Source organism: Pseudothauera rhizosphaerae (assembly GCF_004801305.1).
Taxonomy (GTDB): domain Bacteria; phylum Pseudomonadota; class Gammaproteobacteria; order Burkholderiales; family Rhodocyclaceae; genus Pseudothauera; species Pseudothauera rhizosphaerae.
Window position 1 is genome coordinate 322,141 of the sequence record NZ_SSOD01000002.1, and the last position, 20,232, is coordinate 342,372.

General features: G+C 69.6%; 18 protein-coding genes. 11 read left to right on the forward strand and 7 right to left on the reverse strand.

The features are described 5' to 3' along the window. Positions 1 to 37 precede the first annotated feature (37 nt). Complete coding sequence (locus E6O51_RS03560; RefSeq protein WP_136383585.1) at positions 38 to 949, reverse strand: LysR family transcriptional regulator; 912 nt, start codon at positions 947 to 949, stop codon at positions 38 to 40. 205 nt (positions 950 to 1,154) lie between these two features. On the opposite strand from E6O51_RS03560, the gene aceB reads away from it, so the two are divergent. Further along, complete coding sequence (gene aceB / locus E6O51_RS03565; RefSeq protein WP_136383586.1) at positions 1,155 to 2,753, forward strand: malate synthase A; 1,599 nt, start codon at positions 1,155 to 1,157, stop codon at positions 2,751 to 2,753. A gap of 89 nt (positions 2,754 to 2,842) precedes the next feature. Here aceB and E6O51_RS03570 read toward each other — a convergent pair whose 3' ends face one another. Next, complete coding sequence (locus E6O51_RS03570) at positions 2,843 to 4,378, reverse strand: extracellular catalytic domain type 2 short-chain-length polyhydroxyalkanoate depolymerase (RefSeq protein ID WP_136383587.1); 1,536 nt, start codon at positions 4,376 to 4,378, stop codon at positions 2,843 to 2,845. A 212-nt stretch (positions 4,379 to 4,590) separates the two neighbouring features. On the opposite strand from E6O51_RS03570, the gene E6O51_RS03575 reads away from it, so the two are divergent. The 6 genes from E6O51_RS03575 to E6O51_RS03600 all read left to right on the forward strand — a co-directional run bounded on the left by E6O51_RS03575 (position 4,591) and on the right by E6O51_RS03600 (position 10,822). Continuing rightward, positions 4,591 to 4,791: a hypothetical protein gene (locus E6O51_RS03575; RefSeq protein WP_136383588.1), complete on the forward strand. Its 201-nt coding sequence runs from the start codon at positions 4,591 to 4,593 to the stop codon at positions 4,789 to 4,791. Between the two features lie 112 nt (positions 4,792 to 4,903). Further along, complete coding sequence (locus tag E6O51_RS03580; RefSeq protein WP_136383589.1) at positions 4,904 to 5,839, forward strand: nucleoside recognition family protein; 936 nt, start codon at positions 4,904 to 4,906, stop codon at positions 5,837 to 5,839. A 49-nt stretch (positions 5,840 to 5,888) separates the two neighbouring features. Further along, positions 5,889 to 6,824, forward strand: coding sequence for a phosphoribosylaminoimidazolesuccinocarboxamide synthase (locus E6O51_RS03585; protein WP_136383590.1), 936 nt, complete (start codon positions 5,889 to 5,891; stop codon positions 6,822 to 6,824). Between the two features lie 90 nt (positions 6,825 to 6,914). Continuing rightward, a complete protein-coding gene (locus E6O51_RS03590; protein ID WP_136383591.1) occupies positions 6,915 to 8,189 on the forward strand; it encodes an MFS transporter in 1,275 nt (424 codons plus the stop codon). 99 nt (positions 8,190 to 8,288) lie between these two features. Next, the gene (locus tag E6O51_RS03595; protein WP_136383592.1) at positions 8,289 to 10,346 is read left to right on the forward strand and encodes a M3 family metallopeptidase; all 2,058 of its coding nucleotides are present in this window, start codon (positions 8,289 to 8,291) and stop codon (positions 10,344 to 10,346) included. After that, positions 10,343 to 10,822 carry a DUF4124 domain-containing protein gene (locus tag E6O51_RS03600; protein WP_136383593.1) on the forward strand — a complete coding sequence of 160 codons (480 nt, stop codon included), beginning with the start codon at positions 10,343 to 10,345 and terminating at the stop codon, positions 10,820 to 10,822. The genes E6O51_RS03595 and E6O51_RS03600 overlap by 4 nt, the downstream gene beginning before the upstream one ends. 6 nt (positions 10,823 to 10,828) lie before the next feature. On the opposite strand, the gene E6O51_RS03605 is transcribed toward E6O51_RS03600, so the two are convergent. After that, positions 10,829 to 11,779 (reverse strand): LysR substrate-binding domain-containing protein, encoded by a 951-nt coding sequence (locus tag E6O51_RS03605; RefSeq protein ID WP_211091314.1) that lies wholly within the window; start codon positions 11,777 to 11,779, stop codon positions 10,829 to 10,831. 97 nt (positions 11,780 to 11,876) lie between these two features. On the opposite strand from E6O51_RS03605, the gene E6O51_RS03610 reads away from it, so the two are divergent. From E6O51_RS03610 to E6O51_RS03625, 4 genes are all read left to right on the forward strand, one after another. Next, positions 11,877 to 12,632 (forward strand): sulfite exporter TauE/SafE family protein, encoded by a 756-nt coding sequence (locus E6O51_RS03610; protein WP_136383595.1) that lies wholly within the window; start codon positions 11,877 to 11,879, stop codon positions 12,630 to 12,632. A gap of 93 nt (positions 12,633 to 12,725) precedes the next feature. After that, positions 12,726 to 13,487: an exodeoxyribonuclease III gene (gene xth / locus E6O51_RS03615; protein ID WP_136383596.1), complete on the forward strand. Its 762-nt coding sequence runs from the start codon at positions 12,726 to 12,728 to the stop codon at positions 13,485 to 13,487. 10 nt (positions 13,488 to 13,497) lie between these two features. Beyond that, positions 13,498 to 14,157 (forward strand): Crp/Fnr family transcriptional regulator, encoded by a 660-nt coding sequence (locus E6O51_RS03620; RefSeq protein WP_136383597.1) that lies wholly within the window; start codon positions 13,498 to 13,500, stop codon positions 14,155 to 14,157. 173 nt (positions 14,158 to 14,330) lie between these two features. Continuing rightward, complete coding sequence (locus tag E6O51_RS03625) at positions 14,331 to 14,522, forward strand: YgaP family membrane protein (protein WP_136383598.1); 192 nt, start codon at positions 14,331 to 14,333, stop codon at positions 14,520 to 14,522. A 40-nt stretch (positions 14,523 to 14,562) separates the two neighbouring features. On the opposite strand, the gene rsmA is transcribed toward E6O51_RS03625, so the two are convergent. From rsmA to E6O51_RS03645, 4 genes are read right to left on the reverse strand one after another with little or no spacing between them, the layout of a single operon-like run. Further along, on the reverse strand, positions 14,563 to 15,342 hold the full coding sequence (gene rsmA / locus E6O51_RS03630; RefSeq protein ID WP_136383599.1) for a 16S rRNA (adenine(1518)-N(6)/adenine(1519)-N(6))-dimethyltransferase RsmA: 780 nt from the start codon (positions 15,340 to 15,342) through the stop codon (positions 14,563 to 14,565). A gap of 23 nt (positions 15,343 to 15,365) precedes the next feature. After that, a complete protein-coding gene (gene pdxA, locus E6O51_RS03635; protein WP_136383600.1) occupies positions 15,366 to 16,364 on the reverse strand; it encodes a 4-hydroxythreonine-4-phosphate dehydrogenase PdxA in 999 nt (332 codons plus the stop codon). After that, the gene (locus E6O51_RS03640; RefSeq protein WP_136383601.1) at positions 16,333 to 17,649 is read right to left on the reverse strand and encodes a peptidylprolyl isomerase; all 1,317 of its coding nucleotides are present in this window, start codon (positions 17,647 to 17,649) and stop codon (positions 16,333 to 16,335) included. Before E6O51_RS03640 ends, pdxA begins: the two co-directional genes overlap by 32 nt. Before the next feature lie 20 nt (positions 17,650 to 17,669). Then, the gene (locus tag E6O51_RS03645; RefSeq protein ID WP_230976683.1) at positions 17,670 to 20,108 is read right to left on the reverse strand and encodes an LPS-assembly protein LptD; all 2,439 of its coding nucleotides are present in this window, start codon (positions 20,106 to 20,108) and stop codon (positions 17,670 to 17,672) included. Between the last annotated feature and the right edge of the window lie 124 nt (positions 20,109 to 20,232).

Consider the following 20,232-nt stretch of genomic DNA (forward strand, 5'->3'; position numbering starts at 1 on the left):
TAACGGATCGTCGCCGATACATCAATCTCGCCGCCGCTCAGGCCCCCGCCTCCGGCCGGCCCCAGTAGTCCGGCTCGCTGTAGGTGGCGCGGAAATGATCCAGCAGCAGGCGCATCCGCAGCGCCAGGTGGCGGCGCTGGGGGAACACCGCGTAGATGCCCAGCGGCGCGGCGGCCCATTTCTCCAGTACCGGCACCAGGCGGCCGCTGCGCAGGTCCTCCCCCACCTCCCATAGGGAGCGCCAGGCCAGCCCCAGGCCGGCCAGCGTCCAGTCGTGCAGCACCGCGCCGTCGTTGCACTCCAGGTTGCCGGACACCCGCACCAGACGCTGTGTGCCGTCCTCGCCGGTGAACTGCCATCCACGCTGCTGCGCCAGGCACAGGCAGTTGTGGGCGAGCAGGTCCTCCGGCTTCTGCGGCGTGCCGTGGCGTTCCAGGTAGTCCCGGCTGGCGACCACCATCCGGCGGTTCTCCGCCAGGCGCACCGACACGAGGCTGGAGTCCGGCAGTTCGCCGATGCGGATGGCGCAGTCGAAGCCTTCGTTCACCAGGTCCACCATGCGGTCGGACAACTCCAGCGTGCAAGTGACTTCTGGATTGTCCTGCAGGTAGCGCATCACCAGCGGCGCCACGTGGCGGCGGCCGAAGCCGGCCGGCGCGGTCAGGCGCAGGTGGCCGCTGGGCTTGATGCCGCCCAGGCTCACGGAGGCTTCGGCGTTGGCCAGATCGTTGAGGATGCGCTGGCAGTCCTCCAGGAAGGCACTACCCTCGAAGGTGAGCGTGATGCGCCGGGTGGTACGCAGCGCGAGTTTCACCCCCAGACGCGATTCCAGCGCATCCAGCCGGCGGCCAATGACCGCGGGCGTCACCCCGGCTTCCCGCGCCGCGGCCGAGAGCGATCCACGGGTGGCGACGCTGACGAAGCTCTCGATCTGCTTGAGCTGATCCATTTTTTACTCAAAGTAAAAGATCAATTGATTTTGCCTTATCTTCTATTTTCATTTTCGACGCAATAGACTCGGCTTCAACCTATGCCGGGTGGAGGAGACACCCGCCTGCGGCAGCACGCATCCAGACGGGAAGACCCCGCACGCGGCAAGCCGCCGGCACCGGCACACGACCCGACATTCCAGCAATCGCCATCAAGGAGTCCCCATGAGCCTCGACCTGCCCCAGGGCGTGCAGATCAACGCCCCCCTGCACCCCCGCTTCGACCAGATCCTTACCCGTCCGGCGCTCGAACTCGTCGCCAGACTGCACCGCGCCTTCGAGCCGCGCCGCCAGGAACTGCTCGCCGCCCGCGTCGCGCGCCAGGCCCGCATCGACGCCGGCGAACTGCCCGACTTCCTGCCGGAAACGAAGCACATCCGCGAAGGCGACTGGAAGATCGCGCCGCTGCCGAAGGCGCTGGAATGCCGCCGCGTGGAGATCACCGGCCCGGTCGAGCGCAAGATGATCATCAACGCCTTCAATTCGGGGGCGGACTCCTACATGACCGACTTCGAGGATTCCAACAGCCCGAACTGGTACAACCAGATCCAGGGCCAGGTGAATCTGTACGACGCGATCCGCCGCGAGATCGGCTACACCAACGAAGCCGGCAAGGAATACAAGCTCAACGACAAGATCGCCACCCTGCAGATCCGTCCGCGCGGCTGGCATCTGGACGAGAAGCACGTGCTGGTGGATGGCCAGCGCGTCTCCGGCGGCATCTTCGACTTCGCGCTGGTGTTCTTCCACAACGCGAAGGAGCAGATCGCCCGTGGCGCCGGCCCCTTCTACTACCTGCCGAAGATGGAATCCCATCTCGAAGCGCGGCTGTGGAACGACATCTTCAAGCTGGCGCAGGATCACATCGGCCTGCCGCAAGGCACCATCAAGGCCACCGTGCTGGTCGAAACCATCCTCGCCACCTTCGAGATGGAAGAAATCCTGTACGAACTGCGCGAGCACTCCGCCGGGCTCAACGCGGGCCGCTGGGACTACATCTTCTCCTGCATCAAGAAGTTCAAGAAGAACAAGGACTTCTGCCTCGCCAACCGTAGCGCCATCACGATGGAAGTGCCCTTCATGCGCTCCTACGCGCTGGCGCTGGTGCAGGCCTGCCACAAGCGCGGCGCCCCGGCCATGGGCGGCATGAGCGCGCTGATCCCGATCAAGGGCGACCCCGCCGCCAACGAGAAGGCGCTGGCCGGCATCCGCCACGACAAGACCCGCGACGCCAACGACGGCTATGACGGCGGCTGGGTGGCCCACCCGGGCCTGGTGCCCATCGCCATGGAAGAGTTCGTCAAGGTGCTCGGCGACCGTCCCAACCAGTGGGAAAAGCAGGTGTCCGGCAGCTTCGGTCCGCAGGACTGGCTCGACTTCCGGCCCGAACAGCCCATCACCGAAGTCGGCGTGCGCAACAACATCAACGTGGGCATCCACTACCTGGGTAGCTGGCTCGCCGGCAACGGCTGCGTGCCCATCCACAACCTGATGGAAGACGCAGCCACGGCGGAAATCAGCCGCTCGCAAATCTGGCAATGGGTGGTCAGCCCCAAGGGCAAGCTGGACGACGGCCGCAAGGTCACGTCCGAGATGGTGAGGGCGATGATCCCGGAAGAACTGGCGAAGGTGAAGGCCACCGTCACCGCCCAGGGCGAGAATACGGCTACCTACGACCAGGCGGCAAAGATCTTCGAAGAGATGTCCCTGTCCGAGAACTACCCCGAGTTCCTCACCCTGCCGCTGTACGAGGCGATGGACTGAACGGCCCCTCCCGGTGCTGCCCCGCCTGCTCGGCGGGTTCCGACCGGCCAGGCACGAACGCCCGCGCGAGCGGGCGTTCGTCGTTTACGTCAGGGGCAGACCGCCGCCGTCGGCCGGTTGCGCGCATCCACCGGGCGGTCCTGGGCGAGCGAATAGTAGGGATCGCAGGCCGGCGCGGCTGCGGCGGTGGTTACCGCCAGCTCGGCCGACGGCGGCCCCTCGGCGCCCGCGGCGTCGAGTACATGGATGCGGTAGCGGTAAGCCGTGGCGGGCGCGAGTCCGGTGTCCACGAAGGACGGCCCATCGACCGAGCCGCCGCCCAGCACCTCCGGCTCGCCCGCACCGCTGCGGACGATGCGGTAGCCCGCCGCACCGGCCACCGGCGTCCACACCAGCACGACCCGGGTGGCGCTGACGTCCGCCAGTTGCGGGACGGGCGTGCCGCTCGCGGGCGTTGCGGGCACGCCCGCGCTGCCGCCGCCCGCCAGCCGCTGCACCATGCGCCACACCGCGGCGATCTGCAGGCCGTCGCGGGTGGCGTAGCGGCCGGCGGGGTCGAAGAGGAAATCGTTGTAGCCCCACCAGTCCCAGCAGCCATTGGGGTTGATGGGCCGGGTCGGCGCGAACAGCGTGGGCATGGAATCCGCCGCCTGGGGATAGAGCACGGCGATGCGGTTGGCGTCGGCCCATTCGTTGAAGCCGGCGTGGTCGACGAACGCGGTGCCGATGCGTCCCGCGTACTGCTGGCAACCGTGGAAGGCCACGTGCAGACGGCAGGGCTGGCCGGCGGCGCAGGCGGCGGGCAGGTAGAGGTAGCCGGTCTGGCCCATGGAGGCGCGGGCGGGGGCTAGCGGGCTGTCGCCGCGCCGCACGTAGGGCGTCTGGTCGAAACTCAGCACGCGGCCGGTGAGCGCTGCGGTCGGCGTGCGCTGCAGCGGGCCGTGGAAGAGCTGCAGCGCGGCACCCGCGGCGTCGTAGTCGGCGGCCCCCGTAGCCCGGTCGGCGCAGTGGTTGATGAAATTGCCGCCAGTTTGCGCGCAGACGTTGCAGTTCGCCCCGGCCTGCGGCGCCGCGCAGGCGGCGGAAATCTGCCCGTGGGCGGCGTTGAGGTCGTTGCGGTAGAAGACTTGGTGTTGAGGCACGAACGCGCTGTACCAATCCGCCAGGGCATCGCTCACCGGCCGCTTGACGATGCCGTCGTTGTAGCCGTGGAAGATCCACACGCGCTGGCGCGCCAAGCCGTCGAGGGGGTCGATGCGCCCCTGCGCCGCCCAGTCGCGGGTGTTCGCCTCCATCTGCGCCCGGTGCGCGGCGGTGATGGGTGTGGCCGGGTAATCGGGGTCGCCCTGCATGCAGCGGGCCATCACACCGCCCACCGCCAGGCCGCCCCAGGTATTGCCGCCGGCGCAGAAGTACGGCCCGCCGGCGGTGGCGGCCACGCCGCTGACCGCACCCGAGTGGACGGTGCCGAACTGCACCGCCATGTAGGCCCCCGATGAAATCCCCGAAACGGTGATCCGCGTCGTGTCGAGCACGAGCTCCGGCAGGGGCTCATCCGCCGCAGCGGTGCCGCCCGCCCCGGCCAGCAACAGCACCAGCGCCGCCGAAAACAGTCGGCGCGGCAATCCAAAATTCATCCATCCACATGATTTCATTGAATTTCCTCATCTTCATTCACGCCCAACCACAACGAGAGCATAGACATCCGGCATAGGAAAGACCAGGCACGGAAAATCGGCAGAACGGGAATCGACACCTACACTGGAATAGGTATTGCCGGCACGGTTCGTGCGTCACACAAGATACCGATAACGCGCAGCCCCAACAGGAGAACGCCATGATTCCCTGGAACAAGCTGATCGACTTCCTCGCCCACGGGCTGCTGGTGCTGCCGCTGGTCTTCGGCTTCGGACTGCACAGCTTCGACGCCTACGCCCTCACGCTGGCGTTCATGCTGCTGTTGCTGATCGGCGTCACCTTCGGCGCGCCCGCCGTGCCGGCCCCGGCGGAGAAGGAAAAGGGCGAGCACGACGACTGAACGGCGGTGCGCCGATCCGGTGCATCGCCAGCCTCCCATGCCCCCGTGCGGAGCACGCCGGGAACGGTTAGCATCCGCGGCGTTGCGACGATAGCCACGATGGCCACAAGGCATGGACCTGCTCACCGACATCATCCTGCGCGCCGGCCGTTCGGCGGTGGAACTTTCCCTCTTCATCCTGCTGCCCATCATGGTGGTCATGCTGTCGCTGATGCGCCTGCTGGAAGCGCGCGGCGTGCTGGACTGGGTGGTCGCCCGCCTCGCCCCGCTGCTGCGGCCGGTAGGGCTGACCGGACTGGGCGTGTTCGCCGCGCTGCAGATCAATTTCGTCAGCTTCGCCGCGCCGGTGGCCACGCTGACGATGATGGAGGGGCGCGGCGCCTCCGATCGCCACCTGGCGGCCACGCTGGCCATGGTGATGGCGATGGCGCAGGCCAACGTGACCTTTCCGATGGCGGCGCTGGGGCTGGACTTCGCGCTGACACTGGCCCTGTCGCTCGTCGGCGGGCTGCTCGCCGCGGCCGCCACCTGGCATCTGTTCGGGCGCAGGCTGTCGGCGGAGGAAGGACCGGTGGACGAGACCCTGCACCACCGCAGCGCCGACGACGCCAAGGGCGTGCTGGACGTGATCAACCGCGCCGGCGCGGAAGCCTTCAAGATCGCCGTGGGCGCGATTCCCATGCTGGTGCTGGCCCTGGTGGCGGTGCTGGCGCTGCGCGCGGCCGGCGCCATCGACCTCCTCACCGCCGCACTGACCCCGGCCCTGGCGGTGCTGGCCATCGACCCGGCGCTGATCCTGCCCACGCTCACCAAGTACATCGCCGGCGGTACCGCCATGCTGGGCGTCATGGACGAGATGCTGCGGGAAGGCACCCTCTCCGCTGCGGCCCTCAACGCCAGCGCCGGCTTCCTGATCCACCCGCTGGACGTGGCCGGGGTAGCGATCCTGATCTCCGCCGGCCGGCGGGTGGCCGGCGTGCTGCGCCCGGCGCTGGCCGGTGCAGCGGTGGGCATCGCGCTGCGCACCGTGGGTCACGCGCTGATGTAGGGTCGGCCGCGGCTATAATTTCGCCTTTACTTCCGCCGGTACCCGCCCCGTGAGCACTCCCCTGTTCGAATCCACCATCAAGAGCCTGCCGCTGCTCGGCCGCGGCAAGGTGCGCGACATCTACGCGGTCGATGCCGACAAGCTGCTGATCGTCACCAGCGACCGCCTGTCGGCCTTCGACGTGATCCTGCCGGATCCGATTCCGGACAAGGGCCGGGTGCTGACCGCGCTGGCCAACTTCTGGTTCGAGCGCCTGGCCCACGTCGTCCCCAACCAGCTCACCGGCATCGCCCCCGAAACCGTGGTCGCCGCCGGCGAGCGCGACCAGGTCGCGGGGCGCGCGCTGGTGGTCAAGCGCCTGAAGCCCCTGCCCATCGAGGCGGTGGTGCGCGGCTACGTGATCGGTTCGGGGTGGAAGGACTACCAGGCCACCGGCAGCATCTGCGGCATCCCGCTGCCCGCCGGCCTGAAGCAGGCGGCCAGGCTGCCGGCGCCCATCTTCACCCCAGCCACCAAGGCCGAGGCGGGCGACCACGACGAGAACGTCTCCTTCGCCGTGGCCCAGGCCAACTGCGACGCGGCACTGGCCGACGCGCTCGCCGGCACCGGCAAGCGTGGCGCGGGTCTCGCGGAAGAAGCCCGCAACGCCGCCATCGCGCTGTACTCCGAAGCAGCCGAGTACGCCCGGGCGCGCGGCATCATCATCGCCGACACCAAGTTCGAGTTCGGCGTGGATGCGGCCGGCACGCTGCACCTGATCGACGAGGCGCTGACCCCGGATTCCTCCCGTTTCTGGCCCGCCGACAGCTACCGCGAAGGCATCAGCCCGCCCTCCTTCGACAAGCAGTACGTGCGCGACTACCTGGAGACGCTGGACTGGAACAAGAAGGCGCCGGGCCCGCGCCTGCCCGCCGAAGTGATAGCACACACCGCGGCCAAGTACCGCGAGGCCTACGAGCGTCTCACCGGCAAGACCCTGGGCTGAACCGCCCGTGCAGTACCCGTCCCGCGGCACGATCCGCGGGGCGGCCACAACAACAAGGGCGGCCCCGCGCCCCCGCAGGAGACGAATCCCATGCACATCCCCGCCAGCGGGCGTGGGCTGGCGATGGCCGTGGTCATCGCCGCCTACATCATGTCCTTCTTCCACCGCTTCGCCCCGGCCGGCATCGCCCAGGACCTGGCGCTCGCCTTCCACACCAGCGCCGCCTCCCTGGGCGTGCTGGCAGCCACCTATTTCTACGTCTACACGCTCATGCAGGTGCCCACCGGCATCCTGGTGGACACCCTCGGCCCGCGCCGCATCCTGCTCCTGGGCGGCCTGGTGGCGGCGGGCGGCAGCCTGCTGTTCGGCCTCGCGCCCGACCTGAACGTGGCCCTGATCGGACGCACGCTGATCGGCCTGGGCGTGTCGGTGGTCTTCATCGCCATGCTGAAGCTGATCGCCGTGTGGTTCGACGAACGCCGCTTCGCCACCCTGGTGGGCCTGTCCATGCTGCTGGGAAACCTGGGCTCCATGCTGGCCGGCACGCCGCTCGCCGCGCTGGCCCAGGTCACCTCCTGGCGCGGCGTGTTCTTCGGCGCCGCGGCCATCTCGGCGCTGCTGGCGGTCGCGTGCTGGGTCTTCATCCGCGAAGCCCGCAGCGCGGATGCACCCCGCCCGCGCTTCGACCGCACCGTGATCATCAGCGGCCTGCTGGGCGTGCTGAAAAACCGCGCCACCTGGCCAGCGGTGTGGGTGAATTTCGGCCTCGCGGGCAGCTTCTTCGCCTTCGCCGGGCTGTGGGCCACGCCCTATCTGGTGCAGGTGCATGGCCTCAGCCGGGTCGAGGCCGCCAGCCATCTGTCGCTGTTCTTTGCCGGTTTCGCCATCGGCTGCCTCGCCATCGGCACCCTGTCCGACCGCCTGAGGCGCCGCAAGCCGGTACTGATCGCCGCCAGCCTGGCCTACTGCGTGCTGTGGCTGGTGTGGCTGTCCGCGCTGCGCATGCCCATCGGCCTGTCCTACGGGCTGTTCGCAGTGATGGGCTTCACCACGTCGAGCTTCTCCCTGACCTGGGCCTGCGCCAAGGAAGTGAATCCGCCGCAGTTGTCCGGCATGAGCACCAGCGTCACCAACATGGGCGGCTTCCTCGCCGGCGCGCTGCTGCAGCCGGCGGTCGGCCTGGTCATGGACCTGGGCTGGGACGGCACGCTGGCCGACGGCGTGCGCGTGTATTCCGTGGACAACTTCCGCCTCGGCATCGGCCTGCTCGCCGCCGCCGGCCTGTTCGGCGCGCTGTGGAGCTTCTTCGTGCGCGAGACCGGCTGCCGCAACGTCTGGCGGGCGCCGGCCGAACAGGGGGATTGAACGGGGAGATTGAACAGGGACATGGCCGGGATAGGGCACCCCTCACCGCTTTTTCGGCACAATAGCGGTCAGCCCCACCCCAACGGAACATCCCCAGCCATGAGCAACCCGCTGCTGCACCTGAAGGCCCTGCCCGACTTCGACGCCATCCGCCCGGAACACGTGGCGCTGGCCGTCCGCGAACTGATCGAGGAAAACCGCCAGCTCATCGCCCGCCTCACGGCCGAGGCCGGCACGCCCGACTGGGACGGCTTCGCCGTGCCGCTCACCGAGGCCGGCGAGCGCCTGGGCCGCGCCTGGGGCGTGGTGGGCCACCTGCACAGCGTCAAGGACGTGCCCGAGTGGCGCGAGGCCTATAACGCCATGCTGCCGGAAGTCTCCCGCTTCTACGCCGAGGTGGGGCAGAACCTGGCCCTCTACCACAAGTACAAGGCGCTGGCCGAAAGCCCGGCCTTCGCCGCCCTGTCGCCGGTACGCCGGCGCATCGTCGAGCATGAGCTGCGCGACTTCCGCCTCTCCGGTGCCGAACTGGCCGAAGAACTCAAGCCGCGCTTCCAGGCCATCCAGGAGGAACTGTCGCAACTGGCGGCGAAGTTCTCCGAGAACCTGCTGGACGCCACCAACGCCCACGCCGAGTATGTCACCGACGAGGCCGGCGTGGCGGGAATTCCGGCCGACGCGCTGGAGGCCGCCCGCGCCGCCGCGGAGCGCGACGGCCAGGCCGGGTGGAAGTTCACGCTGCAGATGCCCTCCTACCTGCCGGTGATGCAGTACGCCGACGACCGGCACTTGCGCGAGCGCATGTACCGCGCCTACGCCACCCGCGCCTCGGAAGCCGGCAAGGCAGACTGGGACAACGGCCCGCTGATCGGCCGCATCCTCGCCCTGCGCGCCGAGGAGTCGCGGATGCTGGGCTACCGCAGCTTCGCCGAGGTGTCGCTGGTGCCCAAGATGGCCGACAGCCCGCAGCAGGTGCTGGACTTCCTGCGCGAACTGGCGGCCAAGGCCAAGCCCTTCGCCGAGCGCGACCTGGCCGAACTGCGGGCCTTCGCCCGCGACGAGTTGAACCTGCCCGAACTGCAGCCCTGGGACATCGCCTGGGCGTCCGAGAAGCTGCGCCAGGCGCGGTACGCCTACTCCGACCAGGAGGTGAAGCAGTACTTCCCCGAGCCCAAAGTGCTCGACGGCCTGTTCGGCGTGGTCCGCACCCTCTACGGCGTGGACATCCTGCCCGACGAGGCGCCGCGCTGGGACGAGGACGTGCGCTTCTTCCGCATCGAGCGCGACGGCGACACCATCGGCCACTTCTACCTGGATCTGCACGCCCGCGAAACCAAGCGCGGCGGCGCCTGGATGGATTCCGCCCGCAGCCGCTACCGCGGCCCGGCGGGCCTGTCCACGCCGGTGGCCTACCTGGTGTGCAACTTCCCCGGCCCGGTCAATGGCAAACCCGCCACCTTCACCCACGACGACGTGCTGACCCTGTTCCACGAGGCCGGCCACGGCCTGCACCACCTGCTCACCCGCATCGACGAGCTGGCGGTCTCGGGCATCCACGGCGTGGAATGGGACGCAGTGGAACTGCCCAGCCAGTTCATGGAGAACTTCTGCTGGGAGTGGGACGTGCTCTCCGCCATGACCGCCCACGCGGACACCGGCGAACCCCTGCCCCGCGCCCTGTACGACAAGATGATCGCCGCGAAGAACTTCCAGAGCGGCATGCAGACCGTGCGCCAGCTCGAATTCGCCCTGTTCGACCTGCGCCTGCACAGCGAGGTGGACGCCTCCGCCGGCCCGGTGCCGGTGGAGGCCGTGCTGCGCCTGCTGGACGAGGTGCGGCGCGAGGTGGCGGTGATCGTCCCGCCGCCCTGGCACCGCTTCCCCCACAGCTTCTCCCACATCTTCGCCGGCGGCTACGCGGCCGGCTACTACAGCTACAAGTGGGCCGAGGTGCTCTCGGCCGACGCCTTCGAAGCCTTCGAGGAAGCCGGTGCCGGGCGCGGCAGCCTGCTCGACCGGGAAACCGGCGAACGCTTCTGGCGCGAAATCCTCGCCGTGGGCGGCAGCCGCCCGGCGCTGGAATCCTTCAAGGCCTTCCGCGGCCGCGAGCCGCGGGTGGATGCCCTGCTTCGCCACAACGGTATGGTGACCGCATGAAACGCATGCTCCTGCTCGCAGCCCTGCTTGCCGCCGCCCCCACCCTGTTCGCCCAGGACACGACCTACCGCTGGGTGGACGACCGCGGCCAGATCAACTACTCCGACCTGCCCCCGCCCGCCCACGTGCAGGAGGTGGAGCGCCAGCGCTTCAAGCCGGGTGCGGCCGACGCCGCCCTGCCCTACGCGGTGCGCAAGGCGGCGGAGAACTTCCCGGTGACGCTCTACGTCACGGAGGAATGCGGCGATCCCTGCGACAGCGCCAGGAAGCTGCTGGATGGCCGGGGTGTGCCCTACGCGGAAAACGCGCTGGACAGCGAGACCGCCCACGAGGCCTACCGGAAGGCCATCGGCGTGCCGGTGGAAGTACCGGCCCTGCTGGTGGGCCGCTTCACCCGCAAGGGTTTCCTGGAAAACGACTGGCAGCGCCTGCTCGACGACGCCGGCTATCCGCGCACGGCCCTGCCCGGCCGCTGAGAACGCTCAGGTGCTCCGGCCGCACGCCGCGCGCAGGGCCTGCGCGAACAGCGCGTCGGCCTCGCGGGACGACTCCTCCGCGCGGCGGAACAGCGTGACCGGCGGCAGCGTCCAGCCGAAGCGGTGCGCCACCACGCCCACGCCGGCGATGCGCGCCAGTTCCTCGGCGATGTCGGCGGGCACGATGGACACGGCGCGCTCGTTGGCCGCCAGCAATTCGCCGATCAGCTTGGCCGACAGGCTCTCGACCATGGGCGCGGGCGGCGCCACCCCGGCGCGAAGGAAGAAGTCGGTGATCTGCTCCCGCATCGGCGTGTTGCGCTGGCCCAGCACCCAGTCCAGTTGCGCCAGTTCCGGCCAGGACAGCGGCCTGCGGCCCAGCCGCGCAGCCAGGCGGCGGTGCGCGACCAGCCGGGGTTCCTGCTCGTAGAGCACCTCGTGCACCAGTCCGTCCATGGCTAGCACGGCGGAGCTGCGGCCGATCACGCAGTCCAGTTCGTGGTCGCGCAGGCGCGCCAGCAGATGGTCGCTGGAACCCTCGTGGATCGTCACCGTGACGCCGCTCCCCCGCGGCCGCGTGCGGCCGATGGCCTCGGCCAGCAGCCGCCCCGGGATGAACGGAATCACCCCCACCTGCAGGTGCGCCGCGCGGCCCGCGCCGGCCGCTTCCATGTCGCGCACCCAGTGGCCGAGATCCTGCAGCATGGCCCGGGCGCGCGCGAGCGCCACCTCGCCCAGCGCCGTGGGCGCCATGCCGCGCGCGGAACGGACGAACAGCGGCGCGCCGAACATCGCCTCCAGTTCAGCCAGCGCATGGGTGACCGCCGGCTGGCTGGTGGCCATGTGCCCGGCCACGCGGGTGAGCGAGCCGTGCTGCCCGATCAGGCGCAGCAGCACCAGGTGGCGCATCTTCAACCGCGAGGTAAGGCGGGCCAGGAGTTCGTCGGGGGCGTTCATCGCAACCATGATGAGAATGTGATACCGCGATACTAATTCCGAATGATCACCTTATGTCTTCCGCTCACAATGTGCCGGCAAGGGAAGGCGGGGACGCATGGATTCGATCTATCTCGTGGTGGCGCTGGGCGCAGTGGCGGGCGGTTTCGTGCAGGGCCTGTCGGGCTTCGCCTTCGGGCTCACCGCCGTGTCGTTCTGGGCCTGGGCGCTGGAACCACGCCTGGCGGCGACGCTGGCGGTGTTCGGCGCCCTCACCGGGCAGATCATCGCCGCGCTGTCCGTGCGCCGCGGCTTCGACGCGCGGCGGCTGCTGCCCTTCGTGCTGGGTGGCCTGCTCGGCGTGCCGCTGGGCGTACTGCTGCTGCCGCGCCTGGACATGGCGTGGTTCAAGGCCATCCTGGGCGCGCTGCTGGTGCTGTGGTGCCCGGCCATGCTGATGGCGCGCAGGCTGCCGCGCATTGCCCGCGGCGGCCGGCTGGCCGACGGCGTGGTGGGCCTGGCCAGCGGCATGATGGGCGGCATCGGCGGCTTCACCGGCACCCTGCCCACCCTGTGGGGCACGCTGCGCGGCTTCGACAAGGACGCCCTGCGCGCGGTGGTGCAGAACTTCAACCTGTCCATGCTGCTGGTGACCATGGCGAGCTACCTCGCCGCCGGCCTCGTCACGCGGGAGATGCTGCCGCTGTTCGCCATCGTGGCGCCGGCCATGCTGCTGCCCGCGCTGCTCGGCGCGCGGCTCTACATCGGCATCAGCGAAGCGCGCTTCCGCCAGCTCGTGCTCGCGCTGCTGACCGCATCGGGCGTGGCGCTGCTGGCCTCGGCCGTGCCGCAACTGGCGAGCCGCCACGCCTGAAACCGCCCGCGACGCGCGGACGCTGCAATACAATCTGCCGGCGCCCTCCCCCCGGCCGGATGCTCCGGCCGCCACCGAGATGTGACCGACAGCATGAAAATCGTTACGTGGAACGTCAATTCCCTCAAGGTCCGCCTACCCCACGTGCTGGACTGGCTGGCCGAGCACAGGCCGGACGCCCTTTGCCTGCAGGAACTCAAGCTGGAGGACCCTGCGTTCCCGCATGAGGAACTGGCTGCGGCGGGCTACCAGGCGGTGAGCAACGGGCAGAAGACCTACAACGGCGTCGCCATCCTGACCCCGGTGGCGGCCGAAGACGTGGCGCGGGACATTCCCGGCTTCGCGGACGAGCAGAAGCGCATCGTCGCCGCCACCGTGAACGGGGTGCGGGTGATCTGCGGCTACTTCCCCAACGGCCAGGCGGTGGGCTCGGAGAAGTTCGAGTACAAGCTGCGCTGGCTTGCCGCACTCACCGAGTGGGTGCGCGACGAACTGCGCCGCCATCCGAAGCTGGTGCTCACCGGCGACTTCAACATCGCCCCCGAGGCGCGCGACGCCCACCCGGACTGGAAGGAGGAAATCCACGTCTCGCCGCAGGAGCGCGAAGCCTTCCGCGCCCTCACCGCGCTGGGCCTCACCGACGCCTTCCGCCTCTTCGAGCAGCCGGAGAAGAGCTACTCCTGGTGGGACTACCGCCAGGGCGCTTTCCGGCGCAACTTCGGCCTGCGCATCGACCACATCCTGGTCTCCGAGCCCCTGCGCGCCGCCTGCCGCAGTTGCACGGTGGACAAGGCACCGCGCAAGCTGGAACGCCCCTCGGACCACGCCCCCGTGGTCCTGGAACTGGACGCCTGAGCCCCGTCCCATGAGCGACACCGCCCAACTCGCCGCCCGCTATCCGGTACTCGACGCCCTGCCCCCCGCCGTCCGCGCGCGGGTGGAGGCGGCGGCACGGTGGATGCACATTCCCGCCGGCGCGCTGGTGTTCGACGACTGCCAGGCCTGCGAGGGCTTTCCCTTCGTCGTCGAAGGCTCGCTGCGCGTGCTCAAGTGCGCCCCCAACGGCCGCGAACTGCCCCTCTACCGCGTGACGCCGGGCGAGACCTGCATCATCTCCTCGTCCTGCCTGCTCGGCCACGAGGACTACAATGCGCGCGGCATCACCGAGTCCGACACCCTGCTGATGCTGCTGCCCAAGGCGGTGTTCGACGAACTGCTGGGCGAACCGGCCTTCCGCGGCTTCGTCTTCCACCTCTTCGCCGAACGCATCGCCGACCTGATGCAGTTGATCGAGGCGGTCGCCTTCCAGCGCCTGGACCAGCGCCTGGCCGCGCTGCTGCTGGGCAAGGGCCAGGTATTGCACGTGACCCACCAGCAACTGGCCGACGAACTGGGCAGCGTGCGCGAGATCGTCAGCCGGCTGCTGAAGGGCTTCGCGGAACAGGGCCTGGTGCGCCTGGGGCGCGAGCAGGTGGAAATCCTCGACCCCGCCGGCCTGCGCCGGCTCGCCGCCGGCGGCCACTAACGGAACTGCGGTGGTAGGAGCGGGCTTGCCCGCGATACGGCGGTGGTTTCCTCGTAGGCTGCATCACGGGCGAGCCCGCTCCTACCCGCCCGGATGCTGTGTGACCGCGGTTACAGACGCCGGCCCGGCCGCGGTGCTGCAATGCTGCCGTTCAAACACACGAGGAGAGCGGCATGAAAAGCAACGTGGGCGGAATCGACAAGATCCTGCGCATCCTGGTCGGCATCGCGCTGATCGCATGGGCACTGCTGGGGGGGCCCGTGTGGGCGTGGATCGGCATCCTGCCGCTGGCCACCGGCCTCATGGGCTGGTGCCCGGCCTATCTGCTGATCGGGGTCAATACCTGCCCGGCGAAGCGGAACTGAGAAAACACGCGATATGAAGGCCGGGGCAACCCGGCCTTTTTCATTTGCGCGCCACGTGGTTGGCGATGGCCACGTAGTCGGCCACCGCCAGGCGCTCGGCGCGCAGGCCGGGGTCGATCCCGAGCGCGGCGAAATCGTCCTCGGCCAGATAGTCCCGCAGGGTGTTGCGCAGGGTCTTGCGGCGCTGGCCGAAGGCCGCGGCCACCACGCGGCCGAGCAGGGCCTCGTCCTGCGCGGCAAGCGCGTCGGCGGGCAGCGGGACCATGCGCACGATGCTGGAGGTGACCTTGGGCGCCGGGCGGAAGGCGCCGGGGGGCACGTCGAAGAGCCGCCCCATGCGGAAGCGGTACTGCAGCATCACGGACAGGCGTCCGTACTCCTCGCTGCCCGGCTCGGCCACCATGCGCATGACGACCTCCTTCTGCAGCATGAAGGTCATGTCGCCCACGCGCTCGGCGAAGCCGGCGAGGTGGAAGAGCAGCGGCGTGGAGATGTTGTAGGGCAGGTTGCCGACGACGCGCAACGGGCGGCCGTCCGCGGCCAGCGCGCCGAAGTCGAACTTGAGCGCATCGCCCTCGTGCACGGTCAGGCGTTCGGGGCTCCAGCGCTGGTGCAGGCGGGCGATGAGGTCGCGGTCGATCTCCACCACGTGCAGGTGGGCGAGGCGTTCCAGCAGGGGTTCGGTGAGCGCCCCGAGCCCGGGGCCGATCTCCACCACCAGGTCGTCCGCCTGCGGGCGGATGGCGTCCACGATCTTGCGGATGATGTTGGGGTCGGACAGGAAGTTCTGCCCGAAGCGCTTGCGTGCGCGATGTTCCATGGAAGGCCCGGTTCTCGGGGAAGTCAGGACCGGGCCATGCGCGCGGCCAGCTCCACCGCGGCGTACAGGCTGCCCGGATCGGCCCGCCCGCTGCCGGCGAGATCCAGCGCCGTGCCGTGGTCGACGGAAGTACGCACGATGGGCAGGCCCAGGGTGACGTTGATGCCGCCGCCGAAGCTCGCGTGCTTGAGCACCGGCAGGCCCTGGTCGTGGTACATGGCGAGCACGGCGTCGCCCTTTTCCAGCGAGTGGGGGACGAAGAGCGTGTCGGCCGGCAGGGGGCCGAGGAACTGCATGCCTTCGGCGCGCAGGCGTTCGAGCACGGGGATGATGACGTCGATCTCCTCGCGCCCCATGTGGCCGCCCTCGCCTGCGTGGGGGTTGAGGCCGGCCACCAGGATGCGCGGCGAGGGCAGCCCGAAACGCGTCACCAGGTCACGGTGCAGGATGCGCAATGTTTCTTCCAGCAGCGCGGGGGTGATCGCCGCGGGCACGGCGGAAAGCGGCAGGTGCGTGGTGGCGAGCGCCACGCGCAGGCCGCCGCCCACCAGCATCATGACCACGCGCGGCGTACCGGTCTTTTCCGCGAGGTATTCCGTGTGGCCGGAGAAGGCCACGCCGGCGTCGCAGATCACGCCCTTGTGCACCGGCGCCGTGACCATGCCGGCGAAATCGCCGGCGAGGCAGCCGGCGATGGCGCGGTCGAGCAGGTCGAGCACGTAGCGGGCGTTGGCCGGATCGAGCACGCCGGGCTGCGCGGGGGCGGCCAGCGGACAGTGCAGCACGTCCAGCATCCCGGCCTGCGGCGGCACGTCGGGCAGGTATTCGCGCACCACCACGTCGGCGCCGCTGCGGTCCGCGCGCTCCTCGATCAGATCGAGGTCGCCCAGCACCACCAGCGGCCTCGGCCAGGTACGCCCGGCGAGCCGGGCGCACAGCTCGGGACCGATGCCGGCCGGCTCGCCGCTGGTCACGGCCAGCGGCGCGGGTTCACTCCTGCTCTTCGAGCCGGTATTCGACATAGGTGCTGTCGCGCAACTGGCGGACCCAGTCCTCGAAGGCGTCCTCGGACTTGCGCTGGCGCAGGGCGGCGCGTGCCATGGCGCGCTTGCGCTCTTCGGTGACGTCCTGCACGCGGCGCTCGTGCACCTTGATCAGGTGCCAGCCGAAGGGCGAGCGCACCGGTTCGCTGATTTCGCCCGGTGCCAGCGCGTTCATGGCGCGCTCGAACTCGGGCACGGTGTCGCCCTGGTACACCCAGCCCAGTTCGCCGCCCTTGGCGGCGGAGAGGTCGTCCGAGTGGGCGCGCGCAAGGGCGGCGAAGTCCTCGCCGCCCCGCACGATGCGTTCGTGCAGCCGGCGCAGGCGGCTTTCCGCCTCCACGTCGGAGAGCACTTCGGAGGTGCGCACCAGGATGTGGCTGGCGCGGGTCTGCTCGACCTGGTCGGCGCCGGCCAGCGCGCCGCCGCGCACATCGAGAAGCTTGACGATGTGCAGGCCCGCGGCGCTGCGCATGATGGGCGACAACTGGCCGGGAGAGAGATTGCCGACCACCTCGGCGAAGAGGGCGGGGAGCGCGTCCCGGCGCCGCCAGCCGAGATCGCCGCCGTTCATCGCGTCGGGCGCATTCGACACCGCCGCCGCCACGCTGGCGAAATCCTCGCCGCCCTGGAGCCGGCCCATGACGTCCTGGGCGCGTGCGGCGAGCGCTTCGAGCTGGGCCGGACTGGCGCCTTCGGGCGCGCGCAGCAGGATGTGGGCGAGGTGGTACTCGCGCCCGGAAAAGGCGTCCGGATTGGTGGTGATGAAGTTGTCCACCTCGGCCTCGGTCACCACGATGCGGTTGTCCACCTCGCGCTCGCGCAGACGGGTGAGCATGAGTTCGGTGCGCACCTCGTCACGGAAGCGGTCCCAGGCGATGCCGTCGCGCGTCAGCGCCTCGCGCAGCCCTTCCGGCGTCAGCCCGTTGCTGTCGGCAATGCGCTGGATGGAGCGCTCCAGCATGGTTTCGTCCACGCGGATGGTGCTCTCGCGCGCAAGCTGCAACTGGGCGCGTTCGAGGATCAGGCGTTCGAGCATCTGGCGTTCCAGCACCTCCCGCGGCGGCAGCTCGGTGCCCTGCCGGCTCAGGCGGCGGACGGCCTGGTCCAGGCGTTCGCGTAGTTGCACCGCGGTGATCACTTCGTTGTTGACCACCGCCACGATGCGGTCCGCCTCGACCGCGCGCTGCGCCGCGGCGGGCAGCGCACTCAAGCCCGCAGCGCAGGCCAGCAGCGAAAAACCCAGTCGGAAAATCAGTCGTTTCATGGTGTCTCGGTTATCAGGTGTCAGTCGGTGCCGAAGATGCGCCCGGAACCCGGCTCGTTGATCTTGCCGTAGCCGGACACGCTGCGCTTGAGCAGGCCCACCGGATTCGCGCCGATGCTGGCCAGCCCGTTCAGTTCGAGCTGGATGAAGAGGGCCTGGGTCACGTCCTCCTCGGTGGTGGCGAAACGGTGGGCGACGGTGCGGAACACCCAGCAGCCGCCATCGTACTCCAGCCCGGCGATGGCCTCGGTGACGCGGCGCTCCAGGATGGAGCGGGTGACCCGGCCCACGCCGTACCAGCGTCCGCCCAGCGGCCATTGCGCGGAAACGTCGATGTCGCGCAGCACGTCGCGCGTCCAGCGGTAGCTCACGTTGAGCGCCTTGCTGAACTCCGGCTGCCAGCGCACGCCAAGGGCGAAACGCTCGGTGCGGCTGTCGCGGGGGTTGTACTGCCAGGCGCTGTTGAGCGCGGTATGGGGCGTGATCTGCCCGCCGAGGGCGGCCAGGAAGTCGGTACGCCGGTCCGTGCGCCGCGCCTCGCCGGGCAGCGTCACTTCCTGGTCGGAGAAATAGTGGCGCTGGCCGATGGCGGCGTAGAGCCGCTCCGCGCCGCTGGCCGGATCGATCAGGCGCGAGGTCAGCGCGACGGTCACCTGGTTGGCGTCGGCCACGCGGTCGTAGCCGCCGTAGGGCGTCTCGGAGAACATCTGCGCGAAGCTGAAATCGAAGCGCTGGGTGTCGAACAGCGGAATGTCGTCCTGGTCTCGGGAAGGCGCGCGCACGTAGAAGATGCGCGGCTCCAGGGTCTGCACGAAGTCCTGGCCGAAAAACGAGGTGTCGCGCTCGAAGTTGAGCCCGCTGTCCACCGAGAAGATCGGCACCGAGCGGGTGATCGCCTCATCACGGGTGTCGGTCTCCGGGCGGTCGAGGCTGTAGCGCGTGTAATGCAGGCCGACCTTGGGGGTGATGTAATAACCGCCGCGCTCGAAGGGCAGCGCGAGCTGTGGGTAGAGCACGGTGCGCCCGCCGGTGATGCGCCCCTCGTCGGGATGGTCGAATTCCGTGTATTGCGCCTTCATCGCGAAGGTCGTGCCGCCCGGTAGATTTGCGCGGTTCGCCCTCCATTCGAGCTGCGGCAGGCGGCGGTAGGGCGAGGAGCCCGACAGGGTCTGGTAGCTCTGCAGCAGTGCCGAGGCCGACCACCAGTCGGCGCCCGCGTAGTCCAGCCGCCCCTGGCGCAGCAGGTTGACCTTGGAGGCGACCGCCACGCGGGAGCTGAGATCCTCGAAGTACTGGTCGTCCGACACCGTGTTCAGATCGAGCGAAGCACGCAGCCGCGGCGTGATGCGATGCTCGTGCTGCAGTGCGCCCAGGTAGCGCTCGGTGCCTTCCACGCGGTCCTTGGGCAACCACTCGCCGCGCATCTCGCCGCGGTAGTTCGCACCCAGGTAGCGGAATTCGCCGCCCAGTTGCAGGCCGCGGCGGCTCATCAGGCGGGGCGACAGCGTGGCGTCGTAGTTGGGCGCGATGTTCCAGTAGTAGGGCTGGGTGATGTCGGCGCCGGTCTTGTTGGAAGTGCCGAAGGTCGGCGCCAGCAGGCCGGACTGGCGCTGGCCGACGAGCGGGAAGTCCGCCCACGGCACCCACAGGATGGGCACGTCCTTGAACACCACGGTGCCGTGGCGCGCCGTGCCGAGCTCGGTGTCGTAGTCCAGCTCCAGGTCGCGCGCCTTGACGTACCAGTCCGGGTCCTGGGGCGCGCAACTCGTCCACGTGGCGTTGCGCAGGCGGTACTGGTTCTCGCCTTCGAAATAGAGCATGTCGGCGGAGCCGCTGCCGGTGATCACCCGCTCGGGTTCGCCGGGACGCGGCTCCGAGCGCCGGGTGAGGGCGTAGTGCGGGGCCTCGAATTCGCCGGTGCGCTCGCCGATGACCAGACGCGCCGACGGGCCGGTGATCTCGTCGGTGCGCTGGGCGATGCGCACGTTGCCTTCGGCGACGGCCTCGTCGGTGAGCTCGCGGTAGGTCAGGCGGTCGGCGGTCAGCACCAGTTCGCCGCGCTGCAGCTCGGCCTCGCCGTCGGCCACCAGTTCCACGGCGCGGGTGCCGCTGATGCGCAGCGCGCTGACCTGGGTGGTTTCCTCGCCGGCCGGTGCGGCCCTGGCTCCCTGCTCCGGGCCGGCCACGGATGCGGCGGGTGCCGGCGCAGGCTCCGCGGCGGGCGGAATGTCGGCGGGATGGACGGGCTGCACCGTAGCGCCTTCCCCGGCCGGCGCGGGCGCCAGCCCCGGTCCGCCGGGCTCGGGCACCGCCGGGGCGGGCTGGGCAGGGACGGGTTTGCGCGCCGCACCACCCACGGGGCGACCACGCACGAGGTCGGGCGACACCACCAGCGCGGGCATGTTGCCCGCCAGGGTCGTCCCCGACATCCAGCACAACAGCAGCGGAATCACTCGCATCCGCGTCTTCAAGCCCAAAGCTGGCAAGACGTTCCCCGTTCGTAAAAGTTGGCTGCGCGCCCCGCGGCGCATCCGGTGCCTTTGATAAACTTGCGGATTTTACACGAACGTTTGCGGAGAACCG